This is a genomic window from Hoyosella subflava DQS3-9A1, from assembly GCF_000214175.1.
Lineage (GTDB): Bacteria > Actinomycetota > Actinomycetes > Mycobacteriales > Mycobacteriaceae > Hoyosella > Hoyosella subflava.
In genome coordinates this window covers 364,730-380,951 of sequence record NC_015564.1, presented here as the reverse complement: position 1 = coordinate 380,951, position 16,222 = coordinate 364,730, and the positions used below count along the sequence as shown (strand labels likewise).

Here is a 16,222-nt window from a genome sequence, read left to right as displayed (position 1 = left end):
GACACGCTGATCGCTAATCCGCGCTCACTGCGCTGATGATGTCCATTCGTCCCGCTCGCCACGCTGGCACGAGCGCACCGCCGAGCGCGAGCAGCAGTGCCGCCGCCGCGTAGAGTCCGGCCACCGGCACAAGCGCAAAGTTGATCTGCACCGCAGTTGTCGCGGAAAGCGCAACCGTCGCGATGTAGTGAAGCGCTGTGCCGAACAGGAGCCCCATCGCGCCGCCAACCACCCCGACCGCAAGCGCCTCGTACAGCACGGTCCGGGAAATGAACTTACGGCTGGCACCCATCGCGCGAAGAACTCCGAGTTCCCTGCGCCTATCCAGGACCGACAGCATAAGCGTGTTGAGGAGTGCCACGGCCGCGACCAGTGCGACGATCCACTGCACACCGACTGCCAGCGCTCCCGCCTGTTCTGTTGCCTGGCGCGCTGAAAGAAAGGCTTCCTGACCCGTTTGAAGGTAAACCCCTTCAGGCAGCACTGATTCGACAGCGCTGAGCACCTCGGCAGGGTCAGCGTCAGCCGCCACTGCGGCTTCGATAAACGTCGCGCCGTCACGCTCGTACCACTGCTGCATCCGCGGCAGATCCATCGCGATCATGCCAGCTCCCACAGCTAGATAATCGACCACCCCGACGACGTCGCCTCGCTGCAGCCCCGACGGGGTGGCGACATCAATGGAGTCGCCCACATCGACGTCCAGCGATCGGGCTAGCTGCCGTGAAAGTGCAATTCCGTCGCCGCCGAGAACTTGTTGCCGCATTTCTGGAGACATCGCGGTCAGTGCTGGAGCCGTCGACCCTTCGCTGGCACCAAGCACCATCACCTTCAGGGGTGCGCTGTCGGGCGCCCCGAGATTGGCATACGCCCATTGGCCGGGAGTAGCCCGGGATATACCAGGAATTGCTGCGACGTCGTCGAACACTCCATCTGGAACCACCGGACCAGCGGGTACGTTATCGACAGGCGCTGTCGTCAAGTAGAAGTCGGCATCTGCGAGGGACGAGACGAGCCCGCCAGCAGACTCGACCAGATTACGCATCGAGCCCGTTGTCGAGACCGCGACCGCCACCGCGATCATCACGGTCATCGCGGTGGCCCACACGCGGCGCGGTGCCCGGGATGCCGATTCTGCACCCAGGCGGCCTGCCGGACCGCACGCGCCAGCCACATGCGATGTCAAAGACCCGATCAATTTGATCAGCCCGTAGCAGAGCCCGAGAATCCCGACCGCGAAAAGGGCGCCCGCGAGCAGGGCCTTACGGTCATTGAAACTGAACGCCATCGCGACGGCTACAGCCATCGTCACGGCGCCAGCGATGAGCGCGGGGATAGTCCACGAGTCCGAGTGAACCTCGGCTGTCACCACATCCGCTGGTTGCAGCGCTTCGACCGGGGCGACCGAAAAGACTTGGCGTGCCGCGACCGCGGACGCGACAACGCTCGCCCCGACACAGAGAATCAGCGCGACGATGGGCGCATACCACTGAACTGCGAAAGCCACTTCCCCGCTGAAGGATTGCACGAGGACCGGCGGTACCCGGCCGACGGCGAGTTCCCCCATCACCGCACCCAGCGGGATTCCGGCGACACCCCCGATGAGGCCTATCAACGCGGCCTCGCCAACAAGTCCGCGAACAATTACCGCCCGTTGAGCTCCGAGCGCCCGGAGCGTCGCGATCGCGGGACGCCGCTGGGCAACTGTCATGTTCATCGAGTTGAAAACAAGAAAGCCAGCGACAACTAGCCCGATTAGGGCGACGAGCAAGGTGGAGTCACGAGTCAGCGCGATGGAGGTTCCTGCCTGCGCAGCGCGGAACTCCGGCTCGGCGACCAGCGCTCTGCCGTCGATCGCCGCAGTGACCCGTTCCTGCAGCGAACTCACTGGAACCCCAGGTTCGGGAATGATGAAGATCGAGTCCAGCGTGCCCTCACGCCCCGCCAGCCGCTGCGCGACCGGCAACGCGGTGACGAGGAAATTCCCGCTGTTGATCGGTCTGGCAGCGGGATCGCTGGAGACCTGGATCACCTCGGCTTCACCCCCCGGGAGCCGGAGCACGTCGCCGACCTGGACACCGGCTCCTGGACCGGCGATCACACCGCCACCCAGCAACTCCGGCGCCAACTGCTGGAGATCGCCATCGACCGCACCAACAAGATCACTGCCAAGCGCGCCCGCAGATTGATCCGCACCGAAAATCAGCGTCCCCCGGCCCCCATACGCGACCGGCGCCCAGAGCAACGGCGCAGCTGTCTCAACCCCCGGCACACGCCGCACCAGCGGCAGGACCCGGTCGTCAAAACCGGTATCGGCGATGGCGGTGACTTCGAGGGCAGCATCCCCCGCGACGGCCTGAGAGAGGCGATCCACGGACCCTGTCAGCGAGCCATAAGTTGAAAGGACCGCGACGAGCAGGGCAGAGGAAACAGCAATGACGCCGATCGAGATCGCCGAACGAATTGGGCGGGCGATAAGTTCACGCAGGTGGAGGAGCCACCATCTCCCCAGCGCCGCTCTGCTCACGGGCTTCCCCCTGCTCTCACCGCTACTGCGTTCCGCTGTGGGAGCCGTCGAGCCGCCCGTCACGCATCGTGATTGTTCGGTCCGTCACGGCGGCGGCACTGCTGTCGTGGGTCACCATCACGACGAGACGGTCAGCACCACCGTGCGCCACCTCCGACAGAAGCGCGAGTATTCCACGCCCGGTTTTCGAGTCGAGATTTCCAGTCGGCTCGTCAGCCAGGATGAGCGGAGGGTTGTTGACGAGCGCACGCGCCACGGCGACCCGCTGCATCTGTCCTCCCGAGAGCTCTGCGGGCTTGTGATTGACGCGCTCCCCCAGCCCCACGCGTTCGAGCAGCGCTATCGCGTCTGCGCGCGCTGAACTCAGTGTCCGCCCGTCCAGCAGCCGCGGCACCGCTACGTTCTCCCATGCTGTGAGAGTGGGCAGAAGATTGAAGAACTGGAAAACGAAGCCGATCCGGTGCCGCCGAAATTCGGCGAGACCCTCATCGGACAGGGCGCCGATATCAGCGCCACCAACCGCCACCGTTCCCTCCGTGGGCTGGTCGAGGCCACCCATGAGATGCAGCAGCGTGCTCTTGCCTGCGCCTGACGGGCCCACGATAGAGACGAACTGACCGCCCTCAAGGCTGAGATCTACCCCATCGAGTGCGCGCACCATTTGGCCGCCCACCTGGTATTCCCGAACGACGTTCGCGAAGCGCACCGCCTCACCCATGTGTGGCCCATCTGCCAGTGGCGCTGAACTCCGCGAGCACGGCTTCAGCACCTGAGAGGTCCAAGCCTTCCTGATCGACCCACTCATCGTCGAAATAGGTTCCGGAGTACCGGTCACCCGCGTCACAGAGCAGCGTCACCACGCTCCCACTCCGGCCCTGCGCGGCCATTTGCGCGACAATGCTGAAAACCCCCCACAAGTTGGTTCCAGTTGACCCACCCACCCGGCGCCCAAGCTGACCGCTTGCGTAGCGCGCTGCGGCGATCGAGGCCGCATCTGGAACCTTAACCATCCGATCGACCACTTCAGGAATGAACGACGGTTCAGCACGGGGCCGTCCGATCCCTTCTATCCGTGAGCTGCAAGGGGACGTGAGGGTCGGATCACCGGTACGCCACGATTCGAAGAACACCGAATTCTCTGGGTCCACAACACAGAGGCGCGTGTGGTGGCGGCGATATCGGATGTATCGGCCGATAGTCGCGCTTGTTCCGCCGGTACCAGCACCGACGACGATCCAGTCCGGAATCGGGTGTTCTTCATGCTGGAGCTGGGTGAACATCGATTCAGCGATGTTGTTGTTGCCACGCCAGTCCGTCGCACGCTCTGCATTCGTAAACTGATCGAGGTAGTGACCGCCCGTCTCACTAGCGAGGCGCTGCGCCTCGGCGTAGATCATTGCGGAGTCGTCCACCAGATGGCACCGGCCGCCGTGCGCCTCGATCAAGGCAATCTTCGCGGGACTGGTGCCGGACGGCATTACGGCGACAAAATCGAGGCCCAGCAACCGTGCAAAGTACGCCTCGGAGACTGCCGTCGAGCCGGACGATGCCTCAATGACAGTTGTGTCGGCGCTGATCCAGCCATTGCAGAGCCCATAGAGAAACAGCGACCGCGCCAGCCGGTGCTTCAGGCTCCCCGTGATGTGCGTCGACTCATCTTTGAGATACACCTGAATTCGCGCCGGCGAGCCAGGCCACTGCTCGGGCAACGGGTAACGCAGCAGGTGCGTGTCCGCGCTTCGCTGCGCGTCCGCCTCGATCAGCCGGACCGCATCGTCAGCCCAGGAGCGCGCCGGGGAACGGTCGACAATCAGGTCACCGGCACAAAGCCCTGGTTCACCGACTGTCACTGGCGCGTCCGGAACGGAGCTTGGCTTCCAGTTCCGCACGGTCGCGGCGGCGCTGCTCGTCGATCGCGGCGATCGCGCTCGTAATCCGGAACCTCAGCGGCCGGAACAACACAATCGACAGCGGCATCGCGATGATCACCGCGAAAAGCAGTGCAACGAGTAGGTAAACCTCGACGCCGAAAAGCATGCCGATCCCGACTATCGCGGCAGTCAGCGCGGCAGCCAGGACGATTCTGGCGAGGGTAAAGAGCAAGACGTCACGCGCGAGCCCGCGGCGCGTATACACGGGTTGTTCAGGCGTTACTGCAGATTCAGGAGTCTGGTGGGCGTCCTGTGTCGATTCACTCACCCCCTTAGGCTACCTAGTTTCTCGCGGGGTGAATTGCCCGCTTGGTCGCTTACCTCCCCTTTACCAACGACAGACTGTTCGAGTACCTGGGGGTTTTGGTGTCAATATGGCTTTGTCCACGCGGTCACAAACCGAAGGAGCACATAGATGACAGCCATTGGATTCGATAACACTGAACGCCTCCTCACCCCCGGCCAGGTCGCGTCCCTCTTCAGCGTTGACCCGAAGACGGTCTCTCGCTGGGCACTGGCGGGACGCCTCGGTTCGCTGCGCACGCCCGGCGGGCATCGCCGCTTCCGCGAATCCGAGGTACGCGAGCTCCATGCTCGCCTGACCTCTGAGGCACACCACTAGTACCGGCCACACCCAAACTGCGCCGGAGCACGCCTCCCACCACGCCTCCTAGCACGCAATGCGCTAAGGCAGCTACTCTCGTAGTAGAGGAGGTGCGTCGTGATTTACATTTTGGCGTTGATCGGGCTGATAACGCTCGCAATTCTGATGTGGCGGGCCTTCGGCCCCTCACTCCTCGGGCGTACCGACAATGTTCCGCGCTCAATGGGCCCCGATGACGATCCGGATTTCCTGTGGAGGCTTGGCAGAGACGTCCGTCGCGATAAGTCAGGGCCCCATAGTGACGGGAACGAGTCACCCAACCCGGAGCATTGAGTTCCGGGTAGGACGCTAGTAGTGAAACGCGTGTGAGCACCAGCCACCGTCGCGGGTCACCCCGCGCACGTGGTGGTGCTCACACGCGTTTCACCGGGAAGCTGACTACCGCTGACCGAATCCTTCGGCCATCGTTGCCGCGAGTTCCATCAAGGCGATCCTTGTCGCAGGCCGCAGTCGCTCCATATCGATCTCAGCGCCCTCTTCGAGATGCGCATCAAATGGCAGCAACCGCACGGTACGGCTGCGACGAGCAAAATGCTCGATCACCTGACCGAGGTCTACTTTTCCCGCCTTCGGCCGCGCCGCATTGATCACTGTCACCGACCGTGTCACCAGGTCGGCATAACCGTGGGCTTCCAGCCAGTCCATCGTTGCCGACGCACTGCGCGCACCATCGACCGAGCCAGAGCTGATGATGATCAGCGCATCCGCGTTCTTGAGCACCCCAGACATCGCGGAGTGCATGAGGCCTGTTCCGCAATCCGTGAGGACCAGATTGTAGAAACGCTCGAGGACGTCGAGGACGCGGCCGTAATCCTCCGCACTGAACGCCTCGGATACGGCTGGGTCTGTATCCGAAGCAAGAACCTCAAGACGGCTGTTCGCCTGTGACGTATACGCCCGGACGTCGCTGTAACGCTGAATATCCGGGTCTTGCTGCAGCAAGTCGCGCACTGTCGCGTCAGTGTCGAGCGGAAGTTTGTTGCACAGCGTGCCGCGGTCCGGGTTCGCGTCGACCGCGATTACCCGATCACCTCGCAGGGAGGCGAAAGTCGAGCCTAAAGCGGCGGTGACCGTCGTTTTCCCCACGCCACCTTTGAGGGACAGCACTGCGATCTTGTGGCATCCGTAGAGCGGAGCGTTGAGCTGCTTCGTGAGGTCAGCGAGGTAAGCCTCCCGCCTGCCATCCCCGAGATTCACCGCTCCGCCTGTGCAGGAGTACACGGCTTTACGCCACCCGCGCCGTGGCGCGGCCTTCACTGGCTTGAGCAGAACTGAGCTGGACAGGTCCCAGGAAGACGAGGGCTCACAGGCTCCAGCTTCTGCTCCACGCGGTTGCGTTGGTTTCCGGAGCCCCAATTCCTGGGGTACCACAAGCTCAGCCCTGTTCTCGGACGGATAACTGAACTGGTCAGTGGCAAAAAACTCGGCTGAACGGTCAGTGTCCTGACCGAATATCGTTTGACTGTCGGCTGATGCAGGCATCGCCACCCCTCCCCCTGTAGCGCCCTGCGCAGTGGCTGCGCAGGTTCCCAATAAGTGGCCATCCCCCGATTAGCCACATGAAGAGTAGGGCGATTACCTCACCTGAACGCAAACTGGCGTTATGCGGGTTCTCAAAATGTGAGACACCAACCGAGCGTTGCGCGGAATCGTGAAGTATTTTCCCTCGCAGGGAGGGAAAATCCTTCACGATTCGCGAGGCTGGGTCAGTTCAGTCCTGCGTACGAGTGCAAGCCAGAAACAACCATGTTGATGAAGAACAGGTTGAAGACCACCATCGCGAAGCCCGTGACGTTGATCCATGCTGCTTTCACGTCACGCCATCCGGCTGTGGCGCGCGCGTGCAAGTATGCGGCGTAAACAATCCAGGTCACGAAGGACATAGTTTCCTTCGGATCCCAGCCCCAGAATCGTCCCCATGCCGCCTCGGCCCAGACAGCGCCCAGGATGACACCGACGCCGAAGATCGGGAACGCGATGACAGTCGTCCGGTACGCGATACGGTCAAGTGACTGCCCGCTCGGCAGATGTTCGGCGATCCGGCCGACAAAGCCGCCGCCCTCTGCACCTTCAGGCCGCCGGATACGAAGCAGGAACATCAAACTCGCGACACCGGCAACGAGGAAGAGCCCGCTTCCGATAACCGCTAGCGACACGTGAATAGGGAGCCAGAATGACTGCAGAGCGGGCACAACGGGAGCAGCGTCCGCGTACAGCACGGTGCCGCAGAGGAATACCAGCAGAACAACCGGCACCAGCACGAAGATCCACAACGGTCGCTGGTCGGGTTTGCGAATGAAGACCAGCCCTGACACAACCGCGACGAGAACCATCGCCGATGTGAACTCGTACATGTTGCCCAGCGGGAACCGGTCGGTCGCAAGACCTCGCAGCACCAGCGACGCGAAGTGACTGACCGCGGCCACAACGATCAAGGCGTAACCCATCCCGCCGAACTTGTCGCGCCACGAACGCTGCACTACGGGACCGACGCGCGGGCCTGGCGAACCGTGTGGCGCCGCCGGGGCACCAACGAGTTCGCGCTCATGCGCCTTCTTCACTCGCGCCGATCCGTATTGACCCGCGAACATGAGCATGGCGAGGACATACACAGCGAACGCGGTCTGGAATGTCAGGTCGCTGTACCGCGCGAGGTTCGGGTCGATGTCCATAGATCTTCGTGCCTTTCCTACGTATCCGAGGAGCGAGGGGCCGAGATGCGCGTGCATACCCGCTCGAATTCGCTGCCCCAGCCAGCCTGATCCGTTCTGGCCAGACCGCCAATTTCAACTACAGTACGTCGTTCACCCGCGGTTGGGGCATGCAGGTCGGGTGAGATCCGAACCCAGACACGTCGCCGCGTCACCAGTAGCGAGACCACCAGTCCCAGCGTCATCGCGATTGCGGAAGCCAGGACCCAGCCCTGTGCAGGGTCGTGCGACACCTGGAGCGACACCCACTCTTCCGCGCCGTCGAAGCGAACTTCGGTTCCATCATCGAGGGTGGTGCTTTCCCCCGCCATGAGATTGACTCGTGCCTGCCGAACCAATCGTTCCTGCTCGATCATCGACTGATCGAGAGCGAAGATGTTCTGGGGCCGCCCCGCATCGAGCCCAATGTCACCCTTGTAGATGTCGATCGCGACAGCCGGGTCGTTCATTGCGGGGAAAACAGAGGTCAGCAGATCTCCCTCAAAGAAGGCGGTCGGCGCGAAGAGTCCCTCGATAGCGATTTGATTCTGCCGGCGCTCCGACTGATCCGGATACAAACCAGCCGGTGGGTCGAAACGCATCGCCCCGCTACTTAAGAAGGTAGTGGCGTCCTCCGGCGCGAACTGGAGTGTTTCGCTGCGCGATTCACCGTTCGGGAACGTGACTGTGAACCTCGGCGCGAAGCCATGCCCAATGAGGTACAAGCGGTCGCCTTCAACCCGCAACGGATCGTTGACTCGCAGGGTGTACGGATTCCACTCGTTGGTCAGTAAGTCATCGCCCGCCTGGTATTCGATGTTCGACGTGAACATCTCGGCCTGTCCTGTCGCCAGATAGTCAGCCCTGAAATCGTTGACCCGCACACAGAACGGCGTCAGATCAGTGCCATCTACGCTCAATCCAGCCCGAAACGAGTCGTAGACTGCGGGGCTGCCCGTGCAAATTCCAGGCCCACCGTTCGCAACCACAATGACTGACCCTTCGTACCCGAAGATCCGGCCCAGCGCGACTGAGGCGAGCACACCCAGCAGCGCAATGTGGAAGACCAGGTTGCCCGCCTCACGGAGGTGTCCCTTCTCGGCAGAGACTTCGATGACGTCGCCATCCCTGCGCACCGTTCGACGCCACCTGCGGAACACCGGGAGGACTTTGGCTTCAGCCTCGTCCGCGGTTCCGGGCAGGGTGAGCGTTGAGTGGTGGGGTAACCGGCCGAGATTGCGGGGCACGCGCACAACGGAAGCACGCATCGCATGCCAGTGATCGATAGCGCGGGGAATGATGCAGCCGACGAGCGAGACAAACAGCAGGGCGTAGATTGCGGTGAACCAGAAGCTGCTGAACACATCGAACATCCCGAACCGGTCTAGGATCGGCCCGAGAGTGGGCCGCTCCGCGATGTACTCACGGACAGCCTGAGCGTTCAGACTGTTTTGCGGCAACAAGGCCCCGGGTATCGCCCCGAGAGCGAGCAGGAAAAGCAGCACCAGCGCCGTACCCATGCTCGTCAGGTTTCGCCACGCGTTTCTCAGCGATGCGATCACGCGGTGACGAGCTGGTTGCACTGTGCCGTCCGTTTTGGTCATATCGGCAGTACCACGTCGCTGATGAACGCCTCTCTCACCCAGCTCACAAAAACTTCCCATGCGCCGGTGACCAGCGCGATACCGACGAGGATCAGCATGATCCCGCCGAAGACTTTCACTTCGCGCCCATGCCGGCGCAGCCAGCCCACGCCTCGCAGCGCAGACACCGAGCCGAACGCGAGCACGATAAATGGCAGGCCAAGACCGAGACAGTAGGCGACGATCAGCACGATGCCACGGGCCGCAGTCGACCCTTCGGTCCCCGCGGCGAGGGAGATCACCCCAGCGAGCGTCGGTCCCAAGCACGGCGTCCAGCCCAGGCCGAACACGCCTCCCAGCACCGGAGCGCCGGCCAGAGAGCTGAAGTGACGGGGCGAAAAGCGGGCGTCTCGCTGGAGGAGAGGGATGAATCCGATGAATACGAGACCCATCAGAATTGTCACAACGCCGCCCACCCGCTGCAGAAGTTCGCGGTTGAGGCTCAGCACACTGATCATGCCGAAGATCGATGCAGTCGCCAGCACGAAAACGACGGTGAATCCGCTAACGAACAACGCGGCCGCGCCGGCGACTCGCCAACGCGTTCGGTCCCGCAGTTTCGTGAGCGTGGCAGTTCGCGATGCCTCGCGCGGAGTCACTTCTGGAGCGTCAACCCCGACGAGGCCCGCCAGGTACGACAGATAGCCGGGGACTAGCGGCACCACACACGGCGAAGCAAACGAAACAAGCCCGGCGAGCATGCACACCGCGAGCGCGAGCAGCAGTGGGCCATCGACGGCCGTGTTCTGAAATGTTTCCCCGAGTGAGGAGGCAAGCACCATCGAGTTCATTCTTCTTGCGCCACCCGCTCGACTACCGGCTGCAGGTCTTCAACGAGGAGATCGCGCAAGAATACGGCGGCAACGCGGTGTTCCCGGTCGAGCACGAAGGTCATGGGCACAACACTCGTCGGAATACCGCGCATCGCGATGAGTGTCCGCATGGATGGGTCATAGATCGAAGGGAAGGTTAGACCGAAGTCCGTCACGAAGTCCTGCGCTTTATCAATTTGCGGGTCGCGCACGTTGATGCCAAGGAACTGGACGCCAAGCTCCTTTGTCTCGTCGTAGACCTCCTGCAACTCGGGCATCTCGGTCCGGCAGGGAGCGCACCACTGACCCCAGACATTGAGTACGACGACCTGGCCCGCGAAGCCTTCAAGTTCTATTGTTTCGTCAGGATCCGCCAGGGAGGGGCCCATGAGCATCCCAATCGTTCCACGTGACTCGGGAGGATCATAAAGAATCTCCGTCTGGCCACCTGGTGACACGAAGTTGAACGTTCCGCCCTGGACGACGGCGTCAGTACCGGCGGTCGCGCAGGCACTGAGGGTAAGAGCCGCTGCCGACGCAACTGCGACGGCGGCGAGCCTGATCCGCCGCCGCGACCTCATGCCCCAGTCACCGAAGGATCCGACTTGCCCGCCGGTTCCGAGTACACGATGTCTATCAGTTCGTCGCCTTCATAGACGAGGGACGTCAGGGACGCGAGCGAGCACTGCCGTTTGCGCGGGTCGTGCCACAACCGCTGGCCATGCAGGAATCTGCGCAGCGACCACACCGGCAACTGGTGGCTCACGCACACCGCTTCGTGCCCTGCTGCCGCGGCACGGGCGTTGTTGACCGCAGCGAGCATACGATGCGCGATTTGCAGGTAGGGCTCGCCCCAGGACGGGGTGAAGGGATCCCGCAGCTTCCACCAGTGACGTGGCCGCCGTAGCGCCCCATCACCCACGGAGACGCGAAGACCCTCGAACTCGTTCTCAGCCTCGAGTAGGTCTTCGTCGGTGTGGATGTTCAGGCCGTGGATGTCCGCGATTGGTGTGGCTGTTTGCTGTGCCCGCAGCAGTGGCGATGCCACGACGTGAGTGATGTCATGCTCAGCGAGCGACTTCGCGACAGTTCTTGCTTGCGCCTGCCCCGTCTCGGAGAGACGAAATCCAGGCAGCCGCCCGTACAAGATCCCGGTCGGGTTATGCACCTCACCATGGCGCAGCAAATGCACGATCGTGCGGGTGGACTCCGCCCGCTGCGGGCCTGGCTGCTCATTGAGGTCCGTCACGTCTCACGCTCCTGGTAAGGATCTTTACTTCGGTCAGGCGGGTTCACGCTCTGACTGGCTCGGGTGGTGATGCGTCTGCCGCCGCACGCGCAGCCGCTGGCATCGCATCCGCGATCACCGCGAACGCCTCGTCGTCGAGGGCTGCCGAGACGAACCACGCCTCGAAAGCACTCGGTGGCGCATACACCCCGCGCTCAAGCAGTGCGTGGAAGAACGCCGGGTACCGCCATGTCTCGCTGGTCTTGACCTGTGCATAGTTTTGCACGGGCTCGCCAGTGAAGAACACGCTCACCATGGTGCCCGCTGATTGCACGCGATGGGAAATCCCGATCGTTCGCAGCGCCTCAGCAAGGAGATCCCGCAACGCGGCGTGATTCTTCCGCAGCGCGGCGTACACCTCTGGTGTCGCGTGCCGCAGAGTAGCCAGCCCGGCGGCAACGGCGACGGGGTTACCTGACAGCGTGCCGGCCTGATACACAGAACCCGACGGCGCCAGATGCTCCATCACGTCGGCGCGCCCGCCGAACGCCGCAGCCGGAAGGCCGCCGCTCATGACCTTCCCAAACGTGTACAGATCTCCTGCAACGCCTTCTAGGCCGTACCAGCCTGCCTCGCTCACCCGGAAACCCGTCATCACCTCATCCATGATGAGCAGCGCACCATTTTCGCTGCACGCACGTTGCAGTCCGTCGTTGAAGCCAGGGAGTGGGGCGACGGCGCCCATGTTTCCGACAGCGGCTTCAGTGATCACCGCTGCAATTTCGCCCGGGTGCGCGGCGAACGCCTGATGCACGGCCTCCAGGTCGTTGTAAGGCAGCACGATCGTGTCGCCCGCCTGGGCGCCTGTGACTCCTGGAGAGGTCGGCAGCGCGAATGTGGCAACACCCGAACCGGCGTGAGCGAGAAGCGAATCGACATGACCGTGGTAACAACCGGCGAACTTTATGATTTTCGCCCTGCCGGTGTAGCCGCGAGCCAGCCGGACGGCACTCATTGTCGCTTCGGTCCCAGAGTTGACGAGACGGACGCGATCGACGGGAGCGACACGCTGGACGATCTCTTCGGCGAGTTCGACCTCAGCCTCAGTGGGCGCACCGAACGACAGACCCTTGACCGCGGCTTCCCGCACGGCTTCAACAACAGCGGGATGTGCGTGCCCCAGAATCATCGGGCCCCACGAACACACCAAGTCGACGTAACGGTTGCCGTCCGCGTCGAAGAGCCAGCACCCCCGGGCCTCACGAATGAAGCGCGGCACCCCTCCCACAGCGCCGAACGCGCGAACTGGCGAGTTGACGCCGCCGGGAATTACTGCCGATGCCCTTTCGAACAGCCGGGCCGACTGCTGCATACCTGAATGCTCGTCGGGAGATTTCACGGCTTCCAGTGTTCCAGCCCGCCGCGAATCCGTCGACGACGGGGTGTAGTAAGCGTTCTAACGTTCGTCTTCCTCATCCATCCGCAGGATCGCCTGTTTCTCGATGAACTCGATTTCATCGATTTCCCCCGCGGCGAAGCGGCGACGTAATTCCTCCTCGGCTGGGCTGCGCTGCTTGAGCTGTGGCGGCGCCGGGGGCAGCTCCTGACGGGGCGGTGCGGCCTCCAGCACTCGCGCGATGATCACGAGAATCATCACGAGGGCGGCCACAGCCACGATGCCCAGCAGCAACGTCAACATGCCTCCATGATGGCCCCCAGCGAACGACCTGCCAACATCATCTGTGACAGCTATCGTCGGACTCATGACGAAGACGACCGGGGAATATCTGCGCGACGCACTCGACGGGCCATGGAAGGACATGCGCAATCAGTGCCGTGAATACCTGGCTTCAGACACGTTCACGACTGATCCGGCGCTGGACATAAAGGCTGCGAGAGCGCGCGCTCTGGAACAAATGCAGGCACTCGTCGACACTGGCTACCCTGACCACGGGTTCCGGCGGGAGAACGGCGGAACCGGTGACGCCGGGGCCGCTGTGGCCGGATTCGAGATGCTCGCGCAGGCCGACCTCTCACTGACCGTCAAAGCTGGAGTCCAGTGGGGTCTCTTTGGTGGCGCCATCGAGAATCTCGGTACTGAACACCACCATGAGAAATACATTCGTCCCCTGATGAAACTCGACCTGCTCGGGTGTTATGCGATGACGGAGTCAGGCCATGGCAGCGACGTACAGCACCTTGAGACCACCGCCACCTACGACGTGGACACCCAAGAATTCATCATCAACTCCCCAACACCGTCATCACGAAAGGACTACATCGGTGGGGCTGCGCAAGACGCAACGGTTGCTGCCGTGTTCGCGCAGCTGATCACGGAGGGTGAATCGCACGGAGTGCACTGCTTCGTTGTTCCGATCCGCGACGAAAACGGCGGTGACCTGCCCGGCGTGACCACATCGGATTGCGGCATCAAGGGCGGACTGCCCGGCGTCGACAACGGTCGAATCGTCTTCGACAATGTTCGTATCCCAAGGGAAAATCTTCTGAACCGCTACGCGGACGTGGCACCTGACGGGACCTACAGATCGGAGATCGAAAACGACAGCCGACGCTTCTTCACGACTCTGGGCACACTCGTTCGCGGCCGCGTCAGCGTCGGAGGCGGCGCTGCGTCAGCCGCTCGTCTCGCGCTGACCATCGCGACCCGGTACGCGCTCAAGAGGCGCCAGTTCCGGCCCGCACAGGGCGAGCCGGAAACTGTTCTGCTCGACTACCGGATGCACCAGCGGCGGCTCCTGCCGCTGATCGCCAAGTCGTACGCATACGCATTCGCACAAAACGATCTTGTGCGCAAGATGCATCTCATCCAGACCGGCCAGAACAAGGACCCGCAGGGTCAGCGAGCACTGGAGAAGCGCGCCGCGGGCCTCAAAGCCGCACAAACCTGGCACGCGACCCGCGCTATCCAGGAGTGCCGCGAGGCATGCGGCGGGGCGGGCTACCTCGCCGAGAATCGACTCACAACACTCAAGGCTGATACCGATGTTTTCACCACCTTCGAGGGTGACAACGTCGTCCTCACGCAGCTCGTCGCCAAGGAACTGCTCACCGCGTACTCCGACGAGGTACGCGACTACGACGCGCTCGACTGGGTCAAGTTCGCGGCAACGATGGCACGCGATGTCGTCCGCGAGAGGTCTGGTGTGCGACAGTTGATCCAGACCCTGTTCGACAGCAGCAACGAGACGGTCGAGGAGGGAGACCTCTCCAAACGTGCTGTGCAGCTCCAGCTTCTCGCGGACCGGGAAGACTACCTCGTCCGAACGGCAGCGCAGCGCCTGCGAAACGGGACCAAAGAACTCGGAACACCGTTCAAGGCCTTCAACAATGCACAGGAGCACATCCTGTCAGCCGGTTCCGCGCACATCGATCGCCTCGTACTTGAGTCGTTTATCGAAGGCCTCGACCTCGTCCACGACGACGAGGCGCGCGCTATTGCAGAACTTTTATGCGACCTGTTCGTCTTCACAACCCTCGAACAGCATCGCGACTGGTTCATCATGCACCGGTTCCTGTCTGTGGAGCGTGCCAAAGCGGTCCGTCGCGGAGTCAATGAACTCGTCGAAAAGCTTCGGCCTCATGCACGAACACTCGTCGATGCGTTTGGCATCCCCGACGCTATGCTGCGTGCCGAAATGCTGAATGACGCGAGCGTGTACGAACGCGAATAGGCCCGGTGCACAGTGGCGCCGCCAGAGCAGAAGCCGACGCTTACTGCGACTGGCGGCGCTGCCGTGCAATGTCAGCGAGGACCACACCCGCAGCGACTGACGCATTGAGTGATTCCACATCACCAGCCATGGGCACGCTCACGATGACGTCGCACGTTTCCTTCACGAGCCGGGAAAGCCCCTTACCCTCGGAACCCACGACCACCACAAGCGGCATATCTGTGCTCGTGAACTCATCTAGGGATACAGCTCCCTCGGAGTCGAGCCCCGCGATGAAGTATCCGCTTTCAGCGAATGCTTTCAGGGCGCGCGTCAGGTTCGTTGCCCGCGCGACCGGCACACGGGCCGCAGCGCCCGCGCTCGTCCGCCATGCGACCGCAGTGACGCTTGCCGAGCGTCGCTCAGGAATCAGGACACCGTTCCCGCCGAATGCGCCAGTTGAGCGAATCACCGCGCCCAGGTTCCGTGGGTCCGTGATGTTGTCGAGCGCCACCACTAGACCAGGTTCGTCGCTACTACGGCTGGCGTCGATCAGCTCCTCGGGATGCGCATACTGATAGGGCGGCACCTGGAGCGCAATGCCCTGATGCAGGCCGTTCGTCGTCATCTTGTCGAGGTCGCCGCGCGGCACCTCGAGGATGGAGATTCCACGCTCGCCCGCGTAGTGAACCGCCTCGGTGACCCGCTCGTCGGGCTCGCTGCCAACAGCGAGGAACAACGCTGTGGCAGGCACGCCCGCGCGAAGGCACTCGACCACCGGGTTACGTCCGAGCACGAGTTCGGGGCCCTCAGCCGCACGCTTGCGCGCCGCCTCGGTGTGTGACTTGCTCTGCTTCAGCCGCGCCGCTGCCGCCGCACGCCGGGCTGCCGGGTGGCCGACGCGCATCTCGGCGGGCGGGGTGGCGCCCCGACCGGACAGCCCGCGTTTCCGCTTGCCGCCCGAACCTTTGGTCGCGCCTTTCTTCGACCCTGCTTTGCGCACTGCGCCTTGCCGGCGTGAATTACCCGCCATGATGTCCCCGTTTCTCACTGACC

Annotated in this window: 16 protein-coding genes; 3 read left to right on the top strand and 13 right to left on the bottom strand. The window is 62.9% G+C overall.

Annotated features, from left to right (window positions below):
* Positions 1 to 13 precede the first annotated feature (13 nt).
* The 4 genes from AS9A_RS01805 to AS9A_RS01790 are packed head-to-tail and all read right to left on the bottom strand — an operon-like array spanning position 14 to position 4,726.
* Complete coding sequence (locus tag AS9A_RS01805) at positions 14 to 2,527, bottom strand: FtsX-like permease family protein (RefSeq protein ID WP_013805182.1); 2,514 nt, start codon at positions 2,525 to 2,527, stop codon at positions 14 to 16.
* A 22-nt stretch (positions 2,528 to 2,549) separates the two neighbouring features.
* Complete coding sequence (locus AS9A_RS01800; protein WP_013805181.1) at positions 2,550 to 3,245, bottom strand: ABC transporter ATP-binding protein; 696 nt, start codon at positions 3,243 to 3,245, stop codon at positions 2,550 to 2,552.
* The gene (gene cds1, locus AS9A_RS01795) at positions 3,238 to 4,377 is read right to left on the bottom strand and encodes an L-cysteine desulfhydrase Cds1 (protein WP_013805180.1); all 1,140 of its coding nucleotides are present in this window, start codon (positions 4,375 to 4,377) and stop codon (positions 3,238 to 3,240) included. Before cds1 ends, AS9A_RS01800 begins: the two co-directional genes overlap by 8 nt.
* A complete protein-coding gene (locus AS9A_RS01790) occupies positions 4,364 to 4,726 on the bottom strand; it encodes a DUF4229 domain-containing protein (RefSeq protein ID WP_013805179.1) in 363 nt (120 codons plus the stop codon). The genes cds1 and AS9A_RS01790 overlap by 14 nt, the downstream gene beginning before the upstream one ends.
* A gap of 147 nt (positions 4,727 to 4,873) precedes the next feature.
* Here AS9A_RS01790 and AS9A_RS01785 point away from each other — a divergent pair, with 147 nt between their 5' ends.
* Both AS9A_RS01785 and AS9A_RS01780 read left to right on the top strand, forming a co-directional pair.
* The gene (locus AS9A_RS01785) at positions 4,874 to 5,080 is read left to right on the top strand and encodes a BldC family transcriptional regulator (protein ID WP_013805178.1); all 207 of its coding nucleotides are present in this window, start codon (positions 4,874 to 4,876) and stop codon (positions 5,078 to 5,080) included.
* 99 nt (positions 5,081 to 5,179) lie between these two features.
* Positions 5,180 to 5,395 (top strand): hypothetical protein, encoded by a 216-nt coding sequence (locus AS9A_RS01780; protein ID WP_013805177.1) that lies wholly within the window; start codon positions 5,180 to 5,182, stop codon positions 5,393 to 5,395.
* Between the two features lie 105 nt (positions 5,396 to 5,500).
* On the opposite strand, the gene AS9A_RS01775 is transcribed toward AS9A_RS01780, so the two are convergent.
* The 8 genes from AS9A_RS01775 to AS9A_RS01740 all read right to left on the bottom strand — a co-directional run bounded on the left by AS9A_RS01775 (position 5,501) and on the right by AS9A_RS01740 (position 13,260).
* The gene (locus AS9A_RS01775) at positions 5,501 to 6,604 is read right to left on the bottom strand and encodes a MinD/ParA family ATP-binding protein (protein WP_013805176.1); all 1,104 of its coding nucleotides are present in this window, start codon (positions 6,602 to 6,604) and stop codon (positions 5,501 to 5,503) included.
* Positions 6,605 to 6,828: 224 nt separating this feature from the next.
* On the bottom strand, positions 6,829 to 7,794 hold the full coding sequence (ccsB, locus tag AS9A_RS01770; protein ID WP_013805175.1) for a c-type cytochrome biogenesis protein CcsB: 966 nt from the start codon (positions 7,792 to 7,794) through the stop codon (positions 6,829 to 6,831).
* A gap of 17 nt (positions 7,795 to 7,811) precedes the next feature.
* Positions 7,812 to 9,416 (bottom strand): cytochrome c biogenesis protein ResB, encoded by a 1,605-nt coding sequence (gene resB / locus AS9A_RS01765; protein WP_013805174.1) that lies wholly within the window; start codon positions 9,414 to 9,416, stop codon positions 7,812 to 7,814.
* The gene (locus AS9A_RS01760) at positions 9,413 to 10,246 is read right to left on the bottom strand and encodes a cytochrome c biogenesis CcdA family protein (protein ID WP_013805173.1); all 834 of its coding nucleotides are present in this window, start codon (positions 10,244 to 10,246) and stop codon (positions 9,413 to 9,415) included. The genes resB and AS9A_RS01760 overlap by 4 nt, the downstream gene beginning before the upstream one ends.
* Positions 10,243 to 10,848 carry a TlpA disulfide reductase family protein gene (locus AS9A_RS01755; RefSeq protein WP_013805172.1) on the bottom strand — a complete coding sequence of 202 codons (606 nt, stop codon included), beginning with the start codon at positions 10,846 to 10,848 and terminating at the stop codon, positions 10,243 to 10,245. The genes AS9A_RS01760 and AS9A_RS01755 overlap by 4 nt, the downstream gene beginning before the upstream one ends.
* A complete protein-coding gene (locus AS9A_RS01750; RefSeq protein WP_013805171.1) occupies positions 10,845 to 11,516 on the bottom strand; it encodes a histidine phosphatase family protein in 672 nt (223 codons plus the stop codon). The genes AS9A_RS01755 and AS9A_RS01750 overlap by 4 nt, the downstream gene beginning before the upstream one ends.
* A 43-nt stretch (positions 11,517 to 11,559) precedes the next feature.
* Entirely contained in the window at positions 11,560 to 12,867 is a 1,308-nt protein-coding gene (hemL, locus tag AS9A_RS01745) for a glutamate-1-semialdehyde 2,1-aminomutase (protein ID WP_041450783.1), read from the bottom strand.
* Positions 12,868 to 12,951: 84 nt separating this feature from the next.
* A complete protein-coding gene (locus AS9A_RS01740; RefSeq protein ID WP_202798183.1) occupies positions 12,952 to 13,260 on the bottom strand; it encodes an SHOCT domain-containing protein in 309 nt (102 codons plus the stop codon).
* Between AS9A_RS01740 and AS9A_RS01735 the strand changes: the two genes are divergently transcribed.
* Complete coding sequence (locus tag AS9A_RS01735) at positions 13,259 to 15,187, top strand: acyl-CoA dehydrogenase family protein (protein WP_041451393.1); 1,929 nt, start codon at positions 13,259 to 13,261, stop codon at positions 15,185 to 15,187. The genes AS9A_RS01740 and AS9A_RS01735 overlap by 2 nt on opposite strands.
* 40 nt (positions 15,188 to 15,227) lie before the next feature.
* On the opposite strand, the gene rlmB is transcribed toward AS9A_RS01735, so the two are convergent.
* The gene (rlmB, locus tag AS9A_RS01730) at positions 15,228 to 16,199 is read right to left on the bottom strand and encodes a 23S rRNA (guanosine(2251)-2'-O)-methyltransferase RlmB (protein ID WP_013805167.1); all 972 of its coding nucleotides are present in this window, start codon (positions 16,197 to 16,199) and stop codon (positions 15,228 to 15,230) included.
* Positions 16,200 to 16,222: the final 23 nt, after the last annotated feature.